The organism is Geomonas oryzisoli (assembly GCF_018986915.1).
Classification (GTDB): domain Bacteria; phylum Desulfobacterota; class Desulfuromonadia; order Geobacterales; family Geobacteraceae; genus Geomonas; species Geomonas oryzisoli.
On sequence record NZ_CP076723.1, the window covers coordinates 4,220,994 to 4,241,127 of the forward strand.

23 protein-coding genes are annotated in these 20,134 nt (G+C 64.6%); all 23 read right to left on the reverse strand.

Annotation, left to right across the window (positions count from 1 at the left end):
* Window positions 1-13: 13 nt before the first annotated feature.
* Window positions 14-1,072, reverse strand: coding sequence for a flagellar biosynthesis protein FlhB (gene flhB / locus KP004_RS18265; protein ID WP_216799838.1), 1,059 nt, complete (start codon window positions 1,070-1,072; stop codon window positions 14-16).
* A 9-nt stretch (window positions 1,073-1,081) separates the two neighbouring features.
* On the reverse strand, window positions 1,082-1,867 hold the full coding sequence (gene fliR, locus KP004_RS18270) for a flagellar biosynthetic protein FliR (RefSeq protein ID WP_216799839.1): 786 nt from the start codon (window positions 1,865-1,867) through the stop codon (window positions 1,082-1,084).
* Window positions 1,868-2,137, reverse strand: a complete 270-nt coding sequence (fliQ, locus tag KP004_RS18275) for a flagellar biosynthesis protein FliQ (RefSeq protein ID WP_216500330.1) — start codon at window positions 2,135-2,137, stop codon at window positions 1,868-1,870.
* Between the two features lie 15 nt (window positions 2,138-2,152).
* A complete protein-coding gene (gene fliP / locus KP004_RS18280; RefSeq protein WP_216802698.1) occupies window positions 2,153-2,896 on the reverse strand; it encodes a flagellar type III secretion system pore protein FliP in 744 nt (247 codons plus the stop codon).
* Between the two features lie 11 nt (window positions 2,897-2,907).
* On the reverse strand, window positions 2,908-3,378 hold the full coding sequence (gene fliO / locus KP004_RS18285; protein WP_216799840.1) for a flagellar biosynthetic protein FliO: 471 nt from the start codon (window positions 3,376-3,378) through the stop codon (window positions 2,908-2,910).
* Window positions 3,375-3,680, reverse strand: a complete 306-nt coding sequence (gene fliN, locus KP004_RS18290) for a flagellar motor switch protein FliN (RefSeq protein WP_183350141.1) — start codon at window positions 3,678-3,680, stop codon at window positions 3,375-3,377. The genes fliO and fliN overlap by 4 nt, the downstream gene beginning before the upstream one ends.
* Window positions 3,677-4,654 (reverse strand): flagellar motor switch protein FliM, encoded by a 978-nt coding sequence (gene fliM, locus KP004_RS18295; protein ID WP_216799841.1) that lies wholly within the window; start codon window positions 4,652-4,654, stop codon window positions 3,677-3,679. The genes fliN and fliM overlap by 4 nt, the downstream gene beginning before the upstream one ends.
* Window positions 4,655-4,666: 12 nt before the next feature.
* Complete coding sequence (locus KP004_RS18300) at window positions 4,667-5,197, reverse strand: flagellar basal body-associated FliL family protein (RefSeq protein WP_183350145.1); 531 nt, start codon at window positions 5,195-5,197, stop codon at window positions 4,667-4,669.
* A 479-nt stretch (window positions 5,198-5,676) separates the two neighbouring features.
* Window positions 5,677-6,561 carry a flagellar hook-basal body protein gene (locus KP004_RS18305; protein ID WP_216799842.1) on the reverse strand — a complete coding sequence of 295 codons (885 nt, stop codon included), beginning with the start codon at window positions 6,559-6,561 and terminating at the stop codon, window positions 5,677-5,679.
* A gap of 100 nt (window positions 6,562-6,661) precedes the next feature.
* Window positions 6,662-7,054, reverse strand: coding sequence for a TIGR02530 family flagellar biosynthesis protein (locus KP004_RS18310; RefSeq protein ID WP_216799843.1), 393 nt, complete (start codon window positions 7,052-7,054; stop codon window positions 6,662-6,664).
* Between the two features lie 11 nt (window positions 7,055-7,065).
* A complete protein-coding gene (locus KP004_RS18315) occupies window positions 7,066-7,728 on the reverse strand; it encodes a flagellar hook assembly protein FlgD (protein ID WP_216799844.1) in 663 nt (220 codons plus the stop codon).
* A 13-nt stretch (window positions 7,729-7,741) separates the two neighbouring features.
* Window positions 7,742-9,739, reverse strand: a complete 1,998-nt coding sequence (locus KP004_RS18320; protein WP_216799845.1) for a flagellar hook-length control protein FliK — start codon at window positions 9,737-9,739, stop codon at window positions 7,742-7,744.
* 161 nt (window positions 9,740-9,900) lie between these two features.
* Window positions 9,901-10,398, reverse strand: a complete 498-nt coding sequence (locus KP004_RS18325) for a MotE family protein (protein WP_216799846.1) — start codon at window positions 10,396-10,398, stop codon at window positions 9,901-9,903.
* The gene (gene fliJ, locus KP004_RS18330) at window positions 10,395-10,835 is read right to left on the reverse strand and encodes a flagellar export protein FliJ (protein ID WP_216799847.1); all 441 of its coding nucleotides are present in this window, start codon (window positions 10,833-10,835) and stop codon (window positions 10,395-10,397) included. Before fliJ ends, KP004_RS18325 begins: the two co-directional genes overlap by 4 nt.
* A gap of 99 nt (window positions 10,836-10,934) precedes the next feature.
* Window positions 10,935-12,260: a flagellar protein export ATPase FliI gene (fliI, locus tag KP004_RS18335; protein ID WP_216799848.1), complete on the reverse strand. Its 1,326-nt coding sequence runs from the start codon at window positions 12,258-12,260 to the stop codon at window positions 10,935-10,937.
* The gene (locus KP004_RS18340) at window positions 12,250-12,966 is read right to left on the reverse strand and encodes a FliH/SctL family protein (RefSeq protein ID WP_216799849.1); all 717 of its coding nucleotides are present in this window, start codon (window positions 12,964-12,966) and stop codon (window positions 12,250-12,252) included. Before KP004_RS18340 ends, fliI begins: the two co-directional genes overlap by 11 nt.
* Window positions 12,953-13,945, reverse strand: a complete 993-nt coding sequence (gene fliG, locus KP004_RS18345; RefSeq protein ID WP_216799850.1) for a flagellar motor switch protein FliG — start codon at window positions 13,943-13,945, stop codon at window positions 12,953-12,955. The genes KP004_RS18340 and fliG overlap by 14 nt, the downstream gene beginning before the upstream one ends.
* 29 nt (window positions 13,946-13,974) lie before the next feature.
* The gene (gene fliF, locus KP004_RS18350; RefSeq protein ID WP_216799851.1) at window positions 13,975-15,546 is read right to left on the reverse strand and encodes a flagellar basal-body MS-ring/collar protein FliF; all 1,572 of its coding nucleotides are present in this window, start codon (window positions 15,544-15,546) and stop codon (window positions 13,975-13,977) included.
* Window positions 15,547-15,563: 17 nt separating this feature from the next.
* On the reverse strand, window positions 15,564-15,869 hold the full coding sequence (gene fliE, locus KP004_RS18355) for a flagellar hook-basal body complex protein FliE (RefSeq protein ID WP_216799852.1): 306 nt from the start codon (window positions 15,867-15,869) through the stop codon (window positions 15,564-15,566).
* A 16-nt stretch (window positions 15,870-15,885) separates the two neighbouring features.
* Complete coding sequence (gene flgC, locus KP004_RS18360; RefSeq protein WP_216799853.1) at window positions 15,886-16,323, reverse strand: flagellar basal body rod protein FlgC; 438 nt, start codon at window positions 16,321-16,323, stop codon at window positions 15,886-15,888.
* On the reverse strand, window positions 16,323-16,745 hold the full coding sequence (flgB, locus tag KP004_RS18365) for a flagellar basal body rod protein FlgB (RefSeq protein WP_216799854.1): 423 nt from the start codon (window positions 16,743-16,745) through the stop codon (window positions 16,323-16,325). Before flgB ends, flgC begins: the two co-directional genes overlap by 1 nt.
* Before the next feature lie 112 nt (window positions 16,746-16,857).
* Complete coding sequence (locus tag KP004_RS18370; protein ID WP_216799855.1) at window positions 16,858-18,945, reverse strand: tetratricopeptide repeat protein; 2,088 nt, start codon at window positions 18,943-18,945, stop codon at window positions 16,858-16,860.
* A gap of 175 nt (window positions 18,946-19,120) precedes the next feature.
* Window positions 19,121-20,125: a response regulator gene (locus tag KP004_RS18375; protein WP_216799856.1), complete on the reverse strand. Its 1,005-nt coding sequence runs from the start codon at window positions 20,123-20,125 to the stop codon at window positions 19,121-19,123.
* Window positions 20,126-20,134: the final 9 nt, after the last annotated feature.

Below are 20,134 nucleotides of genomic sequence, written 5' to 3' on the forward strand. Positions count from 1 at the left end.
TGAGGCGAGTGCCTCACCTTTTTTTTAAGCTGTACACGTAGGCAAGGATCTCGGCGACAGCGGCGAAAAGGCCTTCCGGGATCTCGTACCCCTCCTCCACCTGGGCGTAGAGCTCGCGGGCCAGGAAGCGGTTCTCGACCAGGGTCACGTTGTTTTCCCGCGCCACGATCTTCATCTGCAGCGCCATCTGGTCCACACCCTTAAAGAGCACCACCGGTGCCGACATCTTGAAACGGTCGTACTTGAGCGCCACGGCGTAGTGGGTCGGGTTGGTGACCACGACGTCGGCGGTGGGGATGATCTGGCGCATGCGCCGGCGCGCCATCTGAAAGGCCTTCTGGCGCTGCTTTCCCTTGATGGCCGGGTCCCCCTCGGTGTTCTTGTGCTCGTCCTTCACCTCCTGCTTGGTCATCTTCAGGTTGTCCAGGAAGCGCCACTTGACGAAGGCGAGGTCGAGCACCGCCAGGATGATCAGCACCCCGCAGGTGTGCAGCACGATCTTGAAGGCGATGTGACCGATGAATTGCAGGATCCCTTCCAGGTCCTGGTCAACCAGGAAGATGATCCCCTCCATCTCCTCGGCGAGGATCTTGTAGGCCATGTACCCGACGATCGCCATCTTGATGAAGGACTTGGCGACCTCGAACAGCGAGTCCTTGTTGAAGAGCCGCCCTACCCCCTGCACCGGGTTCAGGCGCCCCAGGTCGAACTTGAGCTTCTCGGAGCTGAGGTTGATCCCACCCTGGCTGATCTCGACTCCGAGCCCGGCGATCAGGCAGACCAGCATGAACGGCGTCAGCATGATGGCCAGGTTGGCAAACTCCCGGATCATCAGGTGGTGCACCCCGGAGGGGGTGATCTCGATGGTGGCAAGCCCGCCGAAGATGTCCCTCATGGTCCCCTGCAGGGTCTTCAGCATGATTCCGGAGCTGGCGTAGAGCGCGACCATGGCGGCGATCAGGGTGACGGCGGAGGTCATCTCGCGGCTGCGCGCTACGTTCCCCTTGCTCTTGGCATCGGTGATCTTCTTACTGGTAGGTTTTTCTGTTTTGGAATGTTTGTCGTCTGACATGGCGAGGCCCTAGGCGAGCAGCTTGAACAGGGCGTGCATCTGCTGCACGAAGGCGCCGAAGCTCCCGTTGAGGACGCGCAGGAATACCGGCAGCGAGATACCGAGGATCAGGAAGCCGATGCCGATGTTGAGCGGCATGCTGACCATGAATACGTTCATGGCGGGGAAGCTGCGCGCGACGATCCCCAGCGCCACGGTGGTCGCCAGAAGCGCCACCGAGACCGGTGCCGCCAGCTTGAGGGCGATGATGAACATCCCCGTGCTGGTCTGGGTCAGGAACTTCAACAGGCCGTTACTCACGTGCCAGGCCCCGAGCGGTATCACCTGGTAGCTCTCCACGATCCCCTTGATGAAGAAGTGGTGCACGTCGAGGGCGAGGAAGATGAGGGTGGCCAGCACCCCCTCGAAGATGGCCATGGTAGGGACGTTGTTCTGGGTGGTGGGGTCGAACTGGGCGGCGATGGAGATCCCCATCTGGGTCCCCACCAGTTGCCCGCTGAACTCCACCGCCGCGAAAACGAACTGCGAAATGGCCCCGAGGGTGAGACCGATCAGCGTCTCACGCAGCACCAGGAGCATGAGGGAGAGGGAATCGTCGGCGACGGGGATTCCCTTCAGCCTGATCACGGGGAAGATGAGCAGCGCCATGGCGAAGATGAGCACCGCCTTGATGCGGTTGGGAACCAGGCGTGCCCCGAACATCGGGATGGCCATGAACAGCCCCGCGACCCGGGCCAGGACCAGGGCGAAGGGGATCAGGTCGGCCAGGGCCTTGAGCGGGAGGGCGTCGAACACCTAGTGCCTCATGTTGGCGATCATGCCGTAGATCTCGTGGGTGAAGTCGCTCATGTACATCATCATCCAGGGGAAGAAGATGACCATGGCCACCATGACCGCGATGATCTTGGGTGCGAAGGCGAGGGTTGCCTCGTTGATCGAGGTGACGGCCTGGAAGATGCTGACCAGGAGGCCGACCACCAGGGCGCAGATGAGCAGCGGCGCCGAGAGGAGGATCACCGCCTCGAAGCTCCGCCTGCCGAGTTGAACTACCATTTCCGGGGTCATACCTAACTCCTGTCTTTATCCGAAGCTCTTCACCAGCGACCCGATCACGAGCCCCCAGCCGTCCACCAGCACGAACAGGAGGATCTTGAAGGGAAGCGAGATCATCACCGGCGGCAGCATCATCATACCCATGGACATGAGCACCGAGGCGACCACCATGTCCAGCACCAGGAACGGGATGAAGATCAAGAAGCCGATCTGGAAGGCGGTCTTCAGCTCGCTCACCATGTAGGCCGGGATCAGGGTCATGGTCGGGATGTCATCTGCGTTGCGCGGCCTGGGGAGCTTGGAGAGGTTGATGAAGAGGGCCAGGTCCTTCTCGCGCACCTGCGAGAGCATGAACTTGCGCAAGGGGGCCACGCCGCGCTTGAGCGCCTCCTCCTGAGTGATGGTCTGCGCCTTGTAGGGCTGCAGCGCCTGGGTGTTCACCTGCTGCCAGACCGGCGCCATGATGAAAAAGGTGAGAAACAGCGACAGCCCCACCACGATCTGGTTCGAGGGGGCCTGCTGGGTTCCCAGCGCGGACCGGAGGAAGGAGAGCACCACGACGATGCGGGTGAAAGAGGTGGTCATCATCAACAGGCTGGGCGCCAGCGAGATGACGGTCATCACGAAGAAGATCTGCAGCGCCACGGAGACGTCGGCCGGCTTGCTCACCTTGCCGACCCCCACGCTCACCGTGGGCAGGGAGAGCGGCTCCGCGCCCGCGGTCGCCGCCAGTATCAGGGATAGAGCCACCAGGAGCAGCGCCCCCAGCATCTTTTTATGTTTCACGCAAACCCACCGCTTTTGCCGAGCTGCCCAAGCGGCGCCTCCTTACGGGGGAGGCCTCCGGCCAGGGTCTCCAGCTTTTTCTTGAGCCGGGCCGGGATCAGGGCCGCCGCGCTTCTTTCCTCGACCACCTCGATCTCCTCCAGCATCTCCACCTGTTTGATGAGGCTCACCCCTTCGCCGCTGTTGGACAAAAGCAGGTATTCGCCTCCTACCTCGACCAGCATCAGCGACTTCTTGGGGGCCAGGTGCTTGGTCTCCACCACCCGGATGTACCCGGCGGCGTTTCCCTGCGGCATCTTCATGAGCCGCCCGGCAAGGTAGTAGAGGATCAGGATGATGCCGATCACCAGGATGAGCGAGCCAACCATCTGCGCCAGGCTCCCCAAAAGGTCGGGTCCGCCGGTATCGGCATGCGCCGCCGCCGGGATGAGCAGCGTGGCCGTTGTCACCGCCGCGAGCTTTCTCATAGCACCTTGTCCACCCTTTCATTGGGGCTCACGATGTCCAGGAGCCGGATGCCAAACTTGTCGTTCACCACCACCGCCTCGCCGCGCGCCACCAGCTTCGAGTTCACGAAGACATCCAGCGGCTCGCCCGCGAGCTTGGTCAGCTCCACCACCGACCCCTGGTTCAGTTGCAAGACGTCCCGCACCAGGAGCTTGGTCCGCCCCAGCTCTACGGTTAGCTGCAGCGGGATGTCCATGATGAAGTCCAGGTTCTTCGGCTGCGGAACTTCCTTCTGTTCGTCCAAAGCGAGTTTTTCGCTCAATCTTCACCTCCAGTCAGGGCACGCGTGATCTGTACCGCCTTGTTTCCGCCGCTTACCCCGGCAATGCCCATAAACTTCTTCGTTCCCCCAACCTTGACCACCAGCTCGTCCTTGCCGCTGGCATCGAGCATGATGACGTCCCCAGGGGTGAGCCCCATCAGGTCCGCCAGCGATATGGTCGCGCCCCCCATCTCCACCGACATGTCCATGGGCGCACCCATCAGTTCCTCGGAGAGGCGGTAGGACCAGAGCGGGTCCACCACCATCATGTCCATCTGCACGCCCCGCTTCAACTTGTCGCGGATCGGCTCGATGGTCAAAAACGGGATGGCCAGGATCATGTTCCCCACCGTCTCCTCGATCTGGATCTTCATGCTCATGGTCACCACCTGGTACTCGGGGGGGACGATGTTGACCAGGCGCGGGTTCATCTCCAGGCGCAAAAGGTTCATGCTGGCCGGGCAGAGCGGGGCCCAGGCACGCTCGAGGTCGGCCAGGGCATCCTTGACGATCTTCTCCACCAGGCGCAGCTCGATGGAGGTGAAGAGCCGGTTCATCCCTTGCCCGGACGGCACCCCCGAGCCCCCCAGGATGCTGTCCACGATGGTGAACACCAGGGTGCTGTCGAAGGCGATCAGCGCCGCCCCCTTCAACGGGTCCATCTTGTAGATCGCCATACAGACCGGCGACGGGAGCACGCTCAGGAAGTCCCCGAACTTATAGGGGACCGCCTCCTCCTTCTTGATGTCCACCATGCGCCCCAACCGGTTCGACATGGTGACCCGGTTGTAGCGGATGAAACCGTCGTAGACGATGTCAAGGTTCGGGATGGCGCGGTGGGCCTCGATGTCGAGCAGGTCGAACTGCTGCGCCTGAGGCCCTTCCTTGGCCAGCTCGTTATCCGGGATCAGGCTCCCGTCGAAAACGGCCGCCACCAGGGCGTCGATCTCTTCCTTGGTAAGGAATTTTTCCATCGATGGCACCTTTTACTGCACCACGAAGTCGGTGAAATAGACCTTGGTTACCTTGCTGGGGGGGACCACCTTGGAGACCGCAGCCAGAATCTGCTCGCGCAGCTGGTTTTTCCCCTGCAGGTCCTGGATCTCCTGCATGGTCTTGGTGGTCAGAAGGATCAGGATGGCGTCGCGCAGCGGGGCGAGCTTCGCGTCGAGCTCCGCCTTCGCCTGCGGGTTGGCCATCTCGAACTCGACCTTGAGCTTCAGGTACCGGAGCTCCTGGCCGTCGTAGATGTTGACGATGAAAGGCTCCAGGGGGTAGACGGTGCCGCCGCCGGCGGCTGCGCCCTCACCTCCCTTGGCGGGTGCGCCGTGCTCGCCGCCCCCTTCGGCCTTGGCCTCGACCTTGGCTCCCTCGGGCGCCTTTTCTTTCTTGCTTCCCCCCATGAAGAAGGCTGCCGCCCCTCCGATGGCAAGGACCGCTACCACGGCGCCGATGATGATGAAGAGCTTCTTGTTGTTCTTTTCCGGGGTCTCTTGCGGCTTCGCCGGTTCGGCCATGCTGGGTTCTCCTTTTTAAACAGCTCAAGCTGGTGTATTCGAATTGAACACCCTTGCAACCCAGATGCCAGATCGGTAAAGCCGCGCCAGATATGCCTGGAGAGGAGGGTGCCCACCGCGCGGCTGACGGCGGCAAAGCCTTATGTTACGGAAGGTTGCAGGTTCGATACCGATACTGGCCCGGAGCGGGGGAGCGGGAGCGGAGGGAGCGTGGGTCAACTTTTTGACCGACGAAAAGAAGGGTGTCGCCGCCGGCGCACGGCTGGGCGGCGATCCGGGAGGGGCGCGGGGCGGGGCAACAGGGGGAAAAAGGACGCACGGGTGCCCAGGCGGCGCACAACGCGGGGTTCGCGGAGCGGCGCGTCAGAGATCCGGCCCGAGAGGGCGGTGTCAGAGCTTCGACGCCGGGGGGAGCTTTGACACGGCGAGGATGGGGGGCGCGGCTGTTGCCGCGCCCCCTTTGCTGCCCTGTGCCCGCCCTAGCGGATCAGCTGCAGGACTTCCTGCGTCATCTGGTCCGTGGTGGTGATGGTCTTGGAGTTGGCGGAGTAGGCCCTCTGCGTGATGATCATCTTGACGAATTCGCTCGCCATGTCCACGTTGCTCTGCTCGAGGGTGTTGGAGAGGATCTTCTCGCTGACGCCGTTGGGCTTGTTGGCGACCAGGGAGAAGGCGGCCCCGGAGACGCCGGCGTCGGCGGTGGCCTGGTACAGGGAGCCCCCCATCTTGCTGAGTGCGGTGGGGTCGGATGCGGTGACCACGGCCAGGCGCTGCACGGTGGCGGCGTTGGCGGGGGTGGCCGCGACGCCCACGGCACCGGAGGTGTTGTAGTAGTTCTGGGTGATGCCGTCGGTGGCGAGGTAGGTGATCAGGCCGGAGTTGTCGATGCTGATGATCTTGCCGAAGTCGGTGTTCGGAGCCGTGCCGGAGTTAACGAATTTGATAGGGTTACCCTGGGTGTCCAGCACCTGGTAGCCGTCCGGGTTCACCAGGGTCAGGTTGTTGTCTACCTGGAAGGCGCCGGCACGGGAGAGGAAGGCGGAATTCTGGGTCGCCACCGGGGAGGTCGCGGTCGGCGGTTTGAGGGCGAAGAAGCTGGTCCCCTGGATGGCGAGGTCGGTCACGTTCTCAGAGCTCTGGGTCGAGCCTTGGCTGAACACGTTCTGTACCGCCTGCATCTGCACGCCCTTACCGATCTGGGAACCGCCGCCGATGTTCTGGGAGAGCATGTCCGAGAAGAGGGTCCTGGCCCCCTTGAAACCGATGGTATTTACGTTGGAGATGTTGTTGCCGATGACGTTCATCGCTTCGCCGTTTTGAATCAGACCAGTAACGCCGGTAAACAATGCGGAAGTAACACTCATTTTTTTGCCTCCTTAGGCTTGGTTGTGGGACTCCTCAGTCGGTCGGTGTCCCGCGGGCTTTCCTTCTGGAGGGCCAGCCCGTTTCAGTTGTCGTTTGCGCTTAGAAAAATACTGCCGAATCGATGTTGGTGAAAACGTTCCCCTTCATACCCTGACGATCCATGGCGGTCACCACTGTCCGGTTTTTGACACTCACCACCAGGGCCGCGTCTCCCATCAAGATCAGCGATTCCCGGCCGCCCTTTTGTGCCACGCTGTCCACCGCCCCTTCCAGCTGCTTCATGTCGGCGTCGGAGAGGGTGATGCCGCGGGACTTGAGCCGCTCCTGGGCGTGCTGGGAAAGCTTGACCGGCTGCCCCGGCAGTTTCTGGTCCAGGACCTGGGCGAACGGGGTGCCGCTCCCGGTGCTCTTCGCGGCCGGCTTGGCGCCGCTTGGGTTCGGTTTGACCGGCGCCTGGATCGGTTGGGGAAACAAGATGCTGTTGTCGATCATCTCAGGCTCCCTTAGGCTGCCTCGCTCACGGAGGTCACGTCGGTCAGGTTGATCTTCAGCCCGCCTACCGAGAGCACCGGGGTACTGCCGGACATGTCGACGCCGCTCACCTTACCCCGCACGATACCCGTGGCGGTGACGGCTGTGCCGGCGGCGTCATTGGCGGAGACGCTGAAGCTGTAGGTGCCGGGGGTGAGTTGCGCCCCGGAGTTGTCGGTTCCATCCCAGGTTACCGTGTTGCCGCCGGAGTTCTGGGCGCCGCCGTTGATGGTCTTGACGACCTTGCCGCTGGCATCGAGCACGGAAACCGTCACCGACTGCGCGCTCTTGCCCAGGTTGTAGTTGATGGTGCTGCTCCCCGAGGTGAGTTCCACCTGGGAACCGGAGGCCACCACCTGTTTGCCGATCAGTGAGACCGCCGCCATGGTGCCGGCGTTGCTCCCCTGGTTCAGCAGGTTCTGCAGGTTGGTGTTGGTGTTGTAGGCCTGTTCGACCTGGGTCAGCTGGGCGAGCTGCGAGATGAACTGGGTGCCGTCCTGGGGATTCAGGGGGTCCTGGTTCTGCAGCTGGGTCACGAACAGCTTCAGGAAATCGTCCTTGTTCATGCCCGTCGCCTGCTTCATCGCCGCCGCGGCCGAGGCCGTGGTTGCTGCTGATGTTGCGTCGGTTATCATCCTTACCTCCTTGCTAGAATCGTACGTCGAGCAGGCTGTTGACCTCGGTTGTCATATATTTGACCCGGGGTGTTTCCTGACCGTCGTACCCTGCGCCCCTGGCGAACCTGGGGGCCTGTTGCTGCTGGTTTCCCCTCTCATCGTTGAGGGGGCCGTTGAACCCGCCACCACCGGTCGAGACGTTGAACCCTTCCATGGTGAGGTTCTTCCCGGAAAGGGCCTCGCGCAGGGAGTCGAGGTTGCTCATCAAGAGGTCCTTGACCATGCGGTTGTCCGCCTGGACCTCCACGTTGAGCCGGTTGTTGTCCATGCGGAGCTGGATCTTGAGCTCCCCCAGCTCGCCCGGGTTCAGCCTGATGCTCATCTGGCCGTTCCCCTTGCCGTCGTGGGTCACCACCCCTTCCCGTACCTGGGAGAGGATGTTTTCGTGCAGGAAGGTCTTGCCGCCGGCAAGCCTGTTTTCACCCGGCACCGCTTCCGCCGGGGTCCCCTGCGCCGTCAATCCCGCGCCGAGCATCTGGCCGTTCAGGTTTTCCTGCCCTTTCTGGTGCGACTGTCCCTGCTCACCCTGCGCGCCCGACATGTCCCGCACCGCCCCCGGCTCGGAGACGGAGTTGGCAGTTGCCGTCGTTGCATTCTTGGTGCCGGACACGTCCTCTCCCGAAGGCTTGGATAGGTTCGCCTGCTGGGCCTGTACCGCTTCCCGCACCTGCTTCCCGGTCACGGTTTCGCCCTGGTGGGCGTCCTTGCGCGGGGATTGCGGAGCCTGCTCCGCCTGTGCCGCCTTATCCTGGGAGACCGCTGCCGGTTCCCCCTGCTGTTCCGGCTGCACCTTCACCTGGGCCGCACCCGCCTCGGGCTTGGCCTCGCGGACCGTTGCGCCCGTGGTGCCTGCGGCTGCGGCGCCGGCCGTCTCCGGGGTCGTCTGCGGCTGCGGGGTTGTCCCCTGCAGTGTTGCCGCATCCTGCGTTACGGCCTGGTCCTGCTGGACCGGTGCGCTCTCCTGCCCGGCCGCTTTTGCTGCGGCAGGGTCGTTTGCCGTCGCGGGCTCGGCCTGCTTCCTGACCGGCATGGCCACGAAGCGTCCCGCTCCGGTTTCTTTCGCCGCCAGGTGGGCGGCTGCCACGGTCTGGTCGGCCGTTACCGCTGTTTTTGCGGCATCCGGCAGTACCGGGGCTTCCTGTCGCTGCGCTGCGCCCTGAGCCACCTGCGCCGGGGGCGTCTCAACCTGCGCTCCTTCTGTCGCGCCCGTCGAAGGGACCACCTGCGCTGCCCCCGGTGCCGGGGAGAGCTGTGCCGCCTCGACCTTCTGGCCGGCTTGGCTGCCGGTCGTGCCGGCGGTGGTCTGGTGCTGCGGGTTTTGCTGTTGTACTGCCTGCTGCGGCGGCTCCGGTTGCGCCTGGTCTGCGCCGGCTGCCGTTTCCGGCGCCGTTGCCTGCTGCGTGCGCTGCTGCAGGGCCTGGAGCCTTTCCAGCGCGGTGGTACCTGCTGCCGCGTTGGTCTCCTCTCCCCGTGCCGCTACCTTGGTTTCGATCGCGGCCATGGCCACGACCAGCCCGGGGTTTACGTCCGGCTTGACTTCCGGGACCGTCCCGGTTACCGCATCTGCGGCCTGAGCGACAACCGCGGTTTCCGGTGTTGCCGGCACCGCCTGCTCCGCGCCGGCGTTGTCCGCCACGTTCCCGGCGGCGCCTTCCGCTGCCGTGTCCTGCGCCGGTGCCGTTTCCTGCTCCGCATCGCCCTTGCGGGCCTCGCGCTTGCCTTCAACCGCCGCCTTGTCGGCAGCCGATGTCCGGACCGCGTGGGCCGGTTTTTCCTCGCGCGCGGAGCCGGTTTCCTGTGCCTGCGCCGGTCGCGCCTTCTCCTCGGCCTTGGCGGAACGGGAAGCGCCCTTCGCGTTCTGTACCGGCGTCGGCCGGGTCGGCGTCGCCGCGGGGTGGTCCGGGGTCTGCCTTCCCTGCAGCAGCTGCTGGAACACCCCCGCACCGGGGGCTGCCGCTGCGTTTGCCATCCCGGTTTGTGCCGCTGGGGCCGGGATCGCGTCTGGAATGAATGCTGCGTTTTGAACCATCATGTACATGTCACCTCCTTTTGCCTGAAATACGGCTGCGCCGATACACAGCCGGTCGAAATCCGCCGCGGCAAGCGGCGGTTCGCACTGGGGTCAGCCGGTCACTTCCCGGCCAGGTTCAGCCTGGTCCACTCCAGGACCCGGGGCTGGTTGATGAAGGGGATCAGCTTCACGGCGGTCTTCTGGTCCATCTGGTTCAACATCTGGATCACCATCTTCTCGTCCAGCTTGTTGAGCAGGGTCCCCGCCTCCTCCGGCTTCAGCCCCTTGTAGATCTTGATCATCTTCTTGTAGCGGTCGTCGTCCTGCTTCTTCTTGGCGGTGAGGGCCTCCTCGATCCCCTTCTTGGCCGCGTTCAGCTCGGCCACCCGGGCGTCCAGCTTGGCGGAGAGCTGGTTCAGGGCCGCTTCCTTGGCGGAGAGCGCCGCCTCCTTCTGCGCCAGCTGTTGCCGCTTGGCCTCCAGGGCCGCGCTCTCGCTGGACATGCTCCGGGGCGGGTTCTTCACCTCGGCCGCCTGGGCGTTAAAGACCTGCCGTTCGTTCCATAACAGCGGCAGTGCCACGAGAACCAGCACCAGCGCGCCTATCAGCTTTTTCACTTATGCCCCCTCCCCTGGACGGCTATCTCGTCCAGGAAGGCCCGTTCGCGGTTCAACTGCTCCAGTCTCAGGTCCCGCATCTTCTTCTCCTTGAAGACCTCGAGCGCCTTCTTCTCCTTGGCCGCGGCCAGAAGCGCCTCGCGCTTTTCCTGGACCGCCTTCTCCAGCACCACCAGGCTCTCCCGCAGCTGCTGGATTTCCTGGGCCTTTCTGCGCGAGAAGTCGCCGTAGAGCTGCAGGTCCTTGGCCTCGATTCCCGCCCTCTGGCGCTGGGTGTATTCCTGCTCCAGCTGCTCCATCATGGACTTTTCATTCTTCAGCCGCTCCCTGGCGCTCTCGTGCTGCTGCTTCGCCGCCGCGAGTTCCAGCTGGTGCATCTTCTCCACTTCCTTGCGGAACTTGAGCACCTGTTCGAGCCTGAATTCCTGTCCTGCCATGGCCTACCCCTCCCACCTTCGCTAAAGCTACGGCGGGCAAGCCCTTGCCGCACCGCAACCTCACTGTCATCATGTCCGGCCGCCGCTTCCGGCGGCCCGCTAATCGTTCAAACTGCCGACTCCGAAGATACGGGCCAGCGCCTCGATGGATTCCTCGAAGGTGACCTGGTCCGCCACGTCCTGCTTCAGATAGGCGATCATCTGATCCATCCGGGATATGGCGAGATCGATCTTTGGGTTGCTGCCGGCCTTGTAGGCGCCGATGTTGATCATGTCCTCGGCCTGCCGGTAGGTGGCCAGGGTCTCCTTGAACTGCCCCGCCAGCGCCCGGTGCTCGCGGCTGGTCACGTCGCTCATGACACGGCTCGCGCTGTTCAAGAGGTCGATGGGTGGGTAGATGTTCCTCGCCGCCAGCTCACGGGTCAGGATGATGTGCCCGTCCAGGATGCTGCGCATGGCGTCGGAGATCGGCTCGTTGAAGTCGTCCCCCTCGACCAGGACCGTGTACAGGCCGGTGATGCTCCCCCCCTGGAAGTTGCCGGTCCGCTCCAGAAGCCTCGGCAGGGCGGCGAAGACGCTCGGGGTGTACCCCTTGGTGGTGGGGGGCTCGCCGATGGCCAGCCCCACCTCGCGCATCGCCATGGCGAAACGGGTGGCGGAGTCCATCATGAGGAGCACCTTCTTCCCCTGGGCCTGGAAGTACTCGGCGATGGTGGTCGCTATGTAGGCGCCGCGCATCCGGACCAGCGGGGGCTGATCGGAGGTCGCCACGACCACGACCGATTTCCTGAGTCCTTCCGCCTGCAGGTCCTTCTCGATGAACTCCCTGAGCTCCCGGCCGCGCTCGCCGATCAGGGCGATCACGTTGACGTCGGCCTCGGTGTAGCGGGCGATCATGCCCAGAAGGGTCGACTTGCCGACGCCGGAGCCGGCCATGATGCCGACCCTCTGCCCCTCGCCGCAGGTCAAAAGACCGTTGATGGCGCGGATGCCGAGGTTCAGGGGCTTCCTGATCGGGCGCCTTTTCATCGGGTTCACCGGCAGCGCGTAGATGGGATACTCGTCCGCCACCTCGATGGGACCCTTGTCGTCGATCGGCTCTCCCAGCCCGTCGATGACCCGCCCCAGGAGCGCGGGGCCGACCCCCAGGGCCGCCTTCTCGCGCCGGACCGAGATCACGCTCCCCAGTCCCACGCCGCGCAACTCGCCAAGCGGCATCAGCAGGGTCTTGTTCTCGCGGAAGCCGACCACCTCGGCAGGAATCGGGGCATGCCCCTCGGAGTGCACCTCGCAGACGCTCCCCACCGCCGTCTCGGGGCAGTACCCCTCGATGACCAGGCCGACCACCTGGGTCACCTTGCCGTGAAAGCGCACCGGCTTGGCCGCCTCGACCACCGGCAGGTAGCGTGCCAGATCAATCCCCACTTTCGACGTCCTCCCGCCGCGCGTTCCTCTCCTCGGAGAGCCGGCGCATGATCTCCTCGAGCTGGGCGTCGAGCCCTGCGTCGATGTTGCCGCGCACCGTCTCCACCAGGCAGCTCGCCGGCCCCAGGGCCGGGTCCTCGCGCAGGGTTATCTTCTTCCGGTCCCGGGAGAGTGCCTGGAACTGCGGCGAATAGGCCACCACCTGGTACTCCTCCGGGTTCAGCCGCACCACGATCTCACCTTCGTCGGCGGCCAGCTCCACCGCACCGTGCACCAGCCCGGCGATCAGCCCCGGGTCCAGGGAGAGCTCGCGCATCATCACCTTGCGTGCGATCATCACCGAGAGCTTCAAAAGGTCCTCCTCGGCGTCGTGCATGATCTGCCCCCGCAGCGTGCCGGTGGAGAGAAGCGCCTGGGCCAGCGCCTCGCTCACCTTGGACAGATCCTCCTCGGCCTGCTGCCGCCCCTTTTTCATCCCGTCGGCATGCGCCTGCTGGATCCTCCTGAGCGCCTCGTCCTCGGCGATCACGGCGGGAGGGGTCTCTGGTTCCTCCTCCGCCTCGTCCGGCGCGGCGGTTTCCTCCCCCCCCAGCTGGATGGGGCGAAAGACCTCCTGCCCGACCGGCGGGACCAGTTCGCCCCCCAGCGGCTCCAGCGTGTAGGCCTCGGATTCGACCCCTTTCCTGATGATCTTAGACGAGAACATCTTCCGCCCCGCGACCCGCGATGACCACCTTCCCTTCCTCTTCCATCTTCCGGACGATCTTGATGATCTCGCTCTGTGCCTTCTCCACGTCCGAGAGGCGTACCGGCCCCATGACCTCCAGGTCCTCCTTGATCATCTCGGCCGCGCGGCTGGAGATGTTGCGGAAGATCTTGTCCTTGACCTCGTCCACCGAGGTCTTCATGGCCAGGGTAAGGGTGTCGTTGGAGACCTCCCTCATGATCGACTGGATGGCGCGGTCGTCCAGCTTGAAGATGTCCTCGAAGGTGAACAGGTGCTTCCTGATCACCTCCGCCAGCGGCGGGTTCATGGTGTCCAGTTTGTCCAGGATCTTCTTCTCGCGGCTTCGGTCCAGGTGCGCGAACATGTCCACCACCTTCTCCACGCCCCCCACCTTGAAGCGCTGCACCCCGCCCAGGGCGGTCAACTCGACCCGGATCACCTCGTCGATCTCGGAAAGGATCTCCGGGGAAACCTGGTCCACCTCGGCGATGCGGATCACCACCTCGGCCTGCAGCTCCTGCGGCAACAGCGCTATGATCTCGCTGGTCTGCTTGGGCTTCAGCTTGGCCAGTACCACGGCGATGGTCTGCGGGTGCTCCTGGGAGAAGAAGTTGGCGATGGTGCGGGGGTCCATGGTGGAGAGGATGTCGGCCATGTCGCCGATACCCGAGGTGCGGATCTCCTGCAGCAGGGTCTCGGCGCGCAGCGGCCCAAGGGCCTTCTCCAGGATCTTCTTGACGAACTCCTCCCCCTGGGAGAAGAACCCGGTTTCCGGGTTGGTGATGTCGGTGAACTCCTCCACCACCGACGCGATCTCCTCGCGCGGGACGTGCCCGAGCTTGGACATGCTCTGGCTGATCCGCTTGATATCGCCATCGTCCATGTGTGAGAAGACCTTGGCGGTCGCCTCGGGGCCCAGGTACAAAAGGAGTATGGCGGCCTTCTCGGCTCCGGTCATGCTGCACCTCTAAAAGTCATCGTTCTCATCTATTCCTTGCGCGCCAGCCAGTTCTGCAGGATCTGGGCAGCCTGGTAGGGGTCCTGCTTCACCTTCTCCACCAGCTCGATCTGGGTCACCCGCATCTTCTCCTGGGCGATCTTCTGCATCTCCAGCATGTGGGCGTTCTCGGCGTCGTCCTGGATGGGGAGGAAGGAGGAGGCCGGCTTCTCGCTCTTCAGCGTCTTCAACAGCGGCCGGATCACGAACAGGATCAGGGCCAGGAAGCCCAGGCCGATCAGGCCGTTCTTGATCAGGGTCTGCACGATGGGGGCGTCGTACCACTTGGGCGCCTCGCCGCCGCTGTCGCCGGTCTCCTGGAAGGGGATGTTGGCCACGGTGACCTGGTCGCCGCGCTCCGCGTTGAAGCCGACCGCGCTCTTCACCAGGGCCTCGATCTTCTGCATCTCGTCCGGGGTGCGGGGCTGGTACTTGGGCTGCGCGCCCGGCTTCGCCCCCACCGGGAGGTCGTATTTTCCGTCCACCAGCACCGCCACGGACACCTTGGAGAGCGCTCCCACCGGCTCGATGATGCGGGCCGTGGAACGGCTCACCTCGTAGTTCAGGGTCTCGTCGGTCTTGGAACCGCCGCCGCTCTGCCCGCCCGCTCCCGGGGGGGTCCGCCCCAGGTTGGTCTGTGCGCCGGGGACGCCGGAGGCGGTGGTCGTGGTGCCCCCCTTCTCCTCGCTTCTCTGCTCGCTTCTCACCGCCGCGGACTCGGGGTCGTAACGCTCCTCGTACTTCTCCACCTGCTTGAAGTCGAAGTTAGCGGTGACGCGGGCCACGCACTTGCCGGAGCCGACCACGCGGTCCAAAAGCGACTGCAGCTTGTCTTCCTGGGTCTTCTCGAAGTTGCGCTGGGTCTCCTGGCGCGAGCCGGTCAGCTTGCTGGCGGGGTCGGAGGAGGTGTTGCCGGAGAGCATCTTGCCCCGGCTGTCGAGCACGGTCACCTGCTCCGGGTCCATTCCCTCGATGGAGGAAGCGACCAGGTGCACGATCCCCTGCACCTCGCCCTCCCTGAGCATCCGGTTCGATTTCATCTTGAGCACGACCGAGGCGGTCGCCGGCTTCTCGGCATCCTTGAACAGGGTCTTCTCGGGGATGGCCAGGTGCACCCGGGCCGACTCGACCCCGGCGATCTGCGCGATGGTGCGGGAGAGCTCGCCCTGCAGGGCGCGCTGGTAGTTCAGCTTCTGCACGAACTCGGTCATGCCGAAGTTCTTGCGGTCGAAGATCTCGTAGCCGACGCCGCCCCCCTGGGGCAGACCGTCGCTGGCCATGGAGAGCCTCAGGTCGTACACCTTATCCGAAGGGACCAGGATCGCCTTGCCGTCGGCGGCGATCTGGTAGGGGACCTTCTGCTCTTTCAATTTTTTGACAATCTCGCCGGCGTCGTCGCTGTTGAGGTTGGCGAACAGCGGGCGGTAGTCGGTCTTGTTCGCCACGGTGATCAGCGCCGCGAAGGCGAGCAGCGAGGCGAGTGCGACCCCCGCGACGACCATCCGCTTCCCGGTCGACATCGCGAGAAAAGGTTCCAAAAGTTTTTTAAGCCCTTCCGGCATGGTATCCCCTTAACCTCTTAAACCGGCATCCTCATGATCTCCTGGTACGCCTCGACCGCCTTGTTGCGCACCTGGGTCAGCATCTGGAAGGAGATGCTGGCCTTTTCCACCGCGAGCATCACCTCGTGCAGCCCCTTGGTCTCGCCGGTGGCGAGCGCCTGGATCGATTGGTCCGCGGCGCCTTGCTGCTGGTTCACCTTGGAGACCATCTCCTCCAGAAACTTGCCGAAGCCGACGGTTGCGTTGCCCTGCGTCCCCTGGGTCCCCTGGGCGGGAAAAGCCTGGGAGAGCCCGTCTACCTTGGTAAGTGCCGATATTTCCATGTATAACCTCCGTTACCTAGCGCAGCAGGTCGAGCGTCTTCAAAGCCATGCTCTTGGCCGCGTTGGTCGCCGTGATGTTCGCCTCGTAGCTGCGGCTGGCGGTGATCATGTCCGCCATCTCCTCGACCACGTTGATGTTGGGATAGGCCACGTAGCCGTTGGCGTCCGCGTCGGGGTGCCCCGGCTCATACTGCAGCCGCGGCGGCCGCTGGTCCTCGTTCACCTGGGTCACCTGGACGCTCCTCGCCTCGTTGGCGCGGGAGAGCGCCGCGCCGAAGGAGCTCCCCTCCTTGACCGGGGTGGCGGTGAACACCGCGTCCTTGCGGCGGTAGGGTCCCCCTTCCGCGGTCCTGGTGGAATTGACGTTGGCCAGGTTGGAGGAGATCAGGTTCATCCTGGTGCGCTCGGCGGCAAGCGCCGAGGCGCTGATGTCCATGGAAGTGAAAAAGTCCATTATAAGGTACCCCTTATGGCCTGCTTCAGTTCCTCGAACTTCTTGGTGAGGAGCTGCACGCTGGCGTTGTACATGATCTGGTTCTCGGCCAGACGCCCCATCTCGCTCTCCATCTCCACGCCGTTGCCGTCAGGCCCCATGTTGCCGGAGTTGAGCTCGACCACGTCGCCCTGCACCTTCTCCAGGGAGGCAGCGGAGCCACCCTTGAGCGGGATGTGACGCGGGTTGGTCAGGGTGCCGGCGCCGGGTCCCCCCTTGAGGGCGCTTTTGAGCTGCCCCTCGAAGGAGAGGTCGCTGGCCTTGTAGCCCGGGGTCTCCACGTTGGCCAGGTTGGCCGAGATCATGGTCTGCCGCTTGGCCCTCAGGTCCAGGGTCTTCCCCAACAGTTCGACGGTGTTTCCGAAAATTCCTTGTACTGGCATCTCATCCTCCTTGGTAGCCAAGCAGCATCAGCAAAAGGCGTACCACCCACGGCAGATCAATGTTATCGATAGGTTACACTGCGGGAAAACAACCAGGTCATCTTTTTGACAGTCAGGGAAGCTGCCCGGCGATCTTCATGCGCCAGTTCAGGTCGTTGAGCGCCTCGGAGGCGAGCCTCCCCCAGGTCCCCCCGGCTCCGGCCGCCTTCTCCCAGCTCGCCTTGGCCTGGCGCACCTCGCCCAGCTGCAGCTGCAGCTCGCCGCTCTTGTAGAGGAACTGGCCGCTCATCTCGCCGGAGGCGACGCTGCCGCCCACCTGGCAGGCCGCCAGGGCCCGCTGGTAATCCTTGCCGGCCGCGAGGGCGGTGGCCAGGGTGAAGTAGCCGTCCGGAAGGAAGGGGTCATCCCGCTTGGCGGCCACGGTGAAGCGGGACAGGCTGCGCACCGCGCCGCCGTGGTCCTTGGCGGCGGCAAGCGCCTTGCCCAGGTAGTACTCGCTGTCCGGCAGCTGCGCCCTGGCACCCTTGGCGCCCAGGAAGGCGAGCTGCGCCGCCGCGCCGGGGAGATCCCCCCGCTCGAAGGCGAGCCGCCCCAGCTGCTCGCGGACCCGGCCCAGGTGGGGGTCGCGGGGGAAGCGGGCCAGGAAATCCCGGGCGGTCGCCTCGGCCAGCGGCACGTTGCCGAAAGCGACGGCGTCGTCTACGATGCGGGCCAGCAGGAAGGGGGCGCTGCCGGCGGCCCAGTTCTTCTGCTCCAGGTACCCGAACAGCTCCAGTTCCTTCGCCGTGGCACCGGTCTTCTCGAATGCCTGCGACACCCTGGGGGCGAACCCCGGGTCGCCGAAGCAGCGGGCCAGGTATTCCCGGTTGTCCAGGGCAAGCTGGACCAGCCCCTGGTCGTTGCCGGCCGCGGCGGTCTCCTGGTACACGGGGAAGAGGATCTCCTCCCGCATCTTCTTGATGATGGTGCTGAAGATGCCGCGCGGGTAGCGCCGGTCATAGGTGACCACGGTATCCAGGGCCTCCTTGGGGGAGGCGTACAGCGAAAGGAGCAGCGTCATCTTGAAGAGCGCCTCGTCGCGCGAGGCGGGATCGCCGGGCTCCTCGTAGACCGCCCGGTACTTGGCCAGAAGTTCCCGGTAGCGGTCGCGGGAGAGGGTAAAGAGCTCGCGGTCGGCAAGTTTCAGGCGCGCCCGACCCGCCGCGGGGCTCCCGGCCGAGTAGACCACCACGCTGCGGTACATGGCGAGGGCCGCCGCCTTCTGGCCGTTGCGCTCGATGAGATCGGCCAGGCGGTTCAGAAGCTCCGCCTGGTAAGGGGTCCCCACGTACCGGTCCATGAGGCGCAGCAGCATGGCGCGGGCGGCGGGAAAGTTGCCGGTCCTCGCCAGAGCGTCCGAGTAGGGCTGCAAAAGCTCCGGGGCCTGCTCCAGGTACTGGGGCCACAGCCCCTCTCCCTGCCGGAAATAGGACAGGGCGTCCTGGTGCCGTCCCAGCCGTTCCAGGGCTTCGCCGAGCCGGAAGCAGGCCAGCGCCTTGGGGCCGGGCGCCTTGTTCAGGAACATGGAGAAGACGTTGACCGCCTCCTCGGCCCGGTCCCGGTACAGCAGACTTTCCCCCTGCTGGAACAACAGCGCTTCCCCCTCGGGGAGGAGCCCCTTCAGCACCTTGCCGTCGGTGGGGGCAAAGGGAATGCCGCCGGGATCGGCGTCGAAATCGCGTACGAAGCGCTCGGTGCCGGAGAGGATCGGTTCACGCCCGGGGGCGATGTCCACCCGCGCCGCCCGCTTCACACCCGGCCCGATATCCAGCGACAGCACGCTGGGATTGGCGCACGAAATCACCTGGACCCCGGGTTCCGCACCGCGCACCGGGATGGAGACACTCAGCACGCCACGCAGTTCGGAGGTGGTGACGCCGGCGAGCTGCTTGTCGTTCAGGACGCGCAGTTTCTTGAAGCTCGGGGAATCGGCCCCCCGCACCTCGAGCCTGACCCGCCCGGAGAGGACCCGGAGCGTGTAGTCGGGGGGGGACTGGAAGAAGAGATTGACCCTGGTGAAGCCCTGGTGCGGGTGCACCGCGATGCGCAACAGGCGGTTTTCCTGCTGGGCCGGTGCGCTTTGCGGGAGGGCGCAGGCGAGCAGTATGGTGACGAGCCCCAGGAAAAGCCTCGGGCCGGGTATGCGCAGCGTAAAGGTCATGGGAGAGTGCAAGGCAAAAGCCATGCCGTAGGGGCACACGGAAGGGGCGACGCGCTAAACCATCGGGACTACGGCATTTTATCTTTGTGGGAAATTTTCTCGGCGCCGGGAAGGTGCCCGAGGCGGCCGGCCAGTCAAAAAAACGAAGGGGAGGGATGTTTTTTTGACTCGCCGGTCAGTGGTGCAGGATCTTGTCGAGCTTCTCGGCGAGCTCGTGCGGAGCATAGGGGGGCATCACCACCCCCTTGACCCCCGCCTTGAGCGCCTTCAGCACCGCGGTCCGGGTCCATTCCGGTGCGGAGAGGAGCACGGCCCCGCCGCTTCGGTCCACCATCGGGACCACCCGCTTGCAGATGGCGAGATCACGGTCGGAGGTCTGCTTGAGGAAGATGAAGGCGGCGCGCACGTCGCCCTGGGCGAAGAGCCCGGGGAGGTCGGCGCCCAGCGGCGCGTCGATCAGGTTGAGGCCGCTGTCAGAGAGCCCCTGCACCAGTTCCTGGCGCCCCTGGTCGTCACCAAGGACCAGGATGGAGGGGAGCGGCCCGGCGCTCTCCTCCGCCGCCGCCTCGACCTCGGCTACGGCCTCGACCGCAGCCTCCTCCGGCTGCGGGTCGAACAGGTTGGCCAGCGGGTGCGGGATCAGGATGTCCACCATGTTCATCTCGTGCCCCTCGATCTGCAGGGGGGCACGGTACATCAGGTACTCGCCGTCCGGGAAGGGGACGTCGTCACTGAGCGGATCGGTCCCGGGAACGTACTTCTGCGGCGGAAGGAGCTTCAGGTGCACCTTGTCGGGCAGGTTGGGCTGGAACACCGAGTTGAAGGAGCCGATGATCTGGTTGGCGATCTCGCCGAAGGCGTCCACGTCGTCGGGTTCCTGGATGGAAAGCCGGCGTTTCTCCTGGATCCTCGGCCCGGGGATCCCCAAGAGGATGGAGCTCATCACGATGGTGTCGCCCAGCGAGAAGAGGAGGTAGAACACGCCGGGGTAGGCCTCGCGCGACTCCACCCCCACCACGTAGATGGGGTTGTCCTCGTCACCCAGGTAGCTCTTGCGGTTGGTGTTGAGGACGTCGGAAGCGGCCACGGACATGCCCTGGCCGAGGAGCATGCTGCTCTCCTCGCCGGCCTGCTTCATGGCGGCGTCCAACATGGATTGTAGCTTTTCGAATGCAGCCATTACGGTACC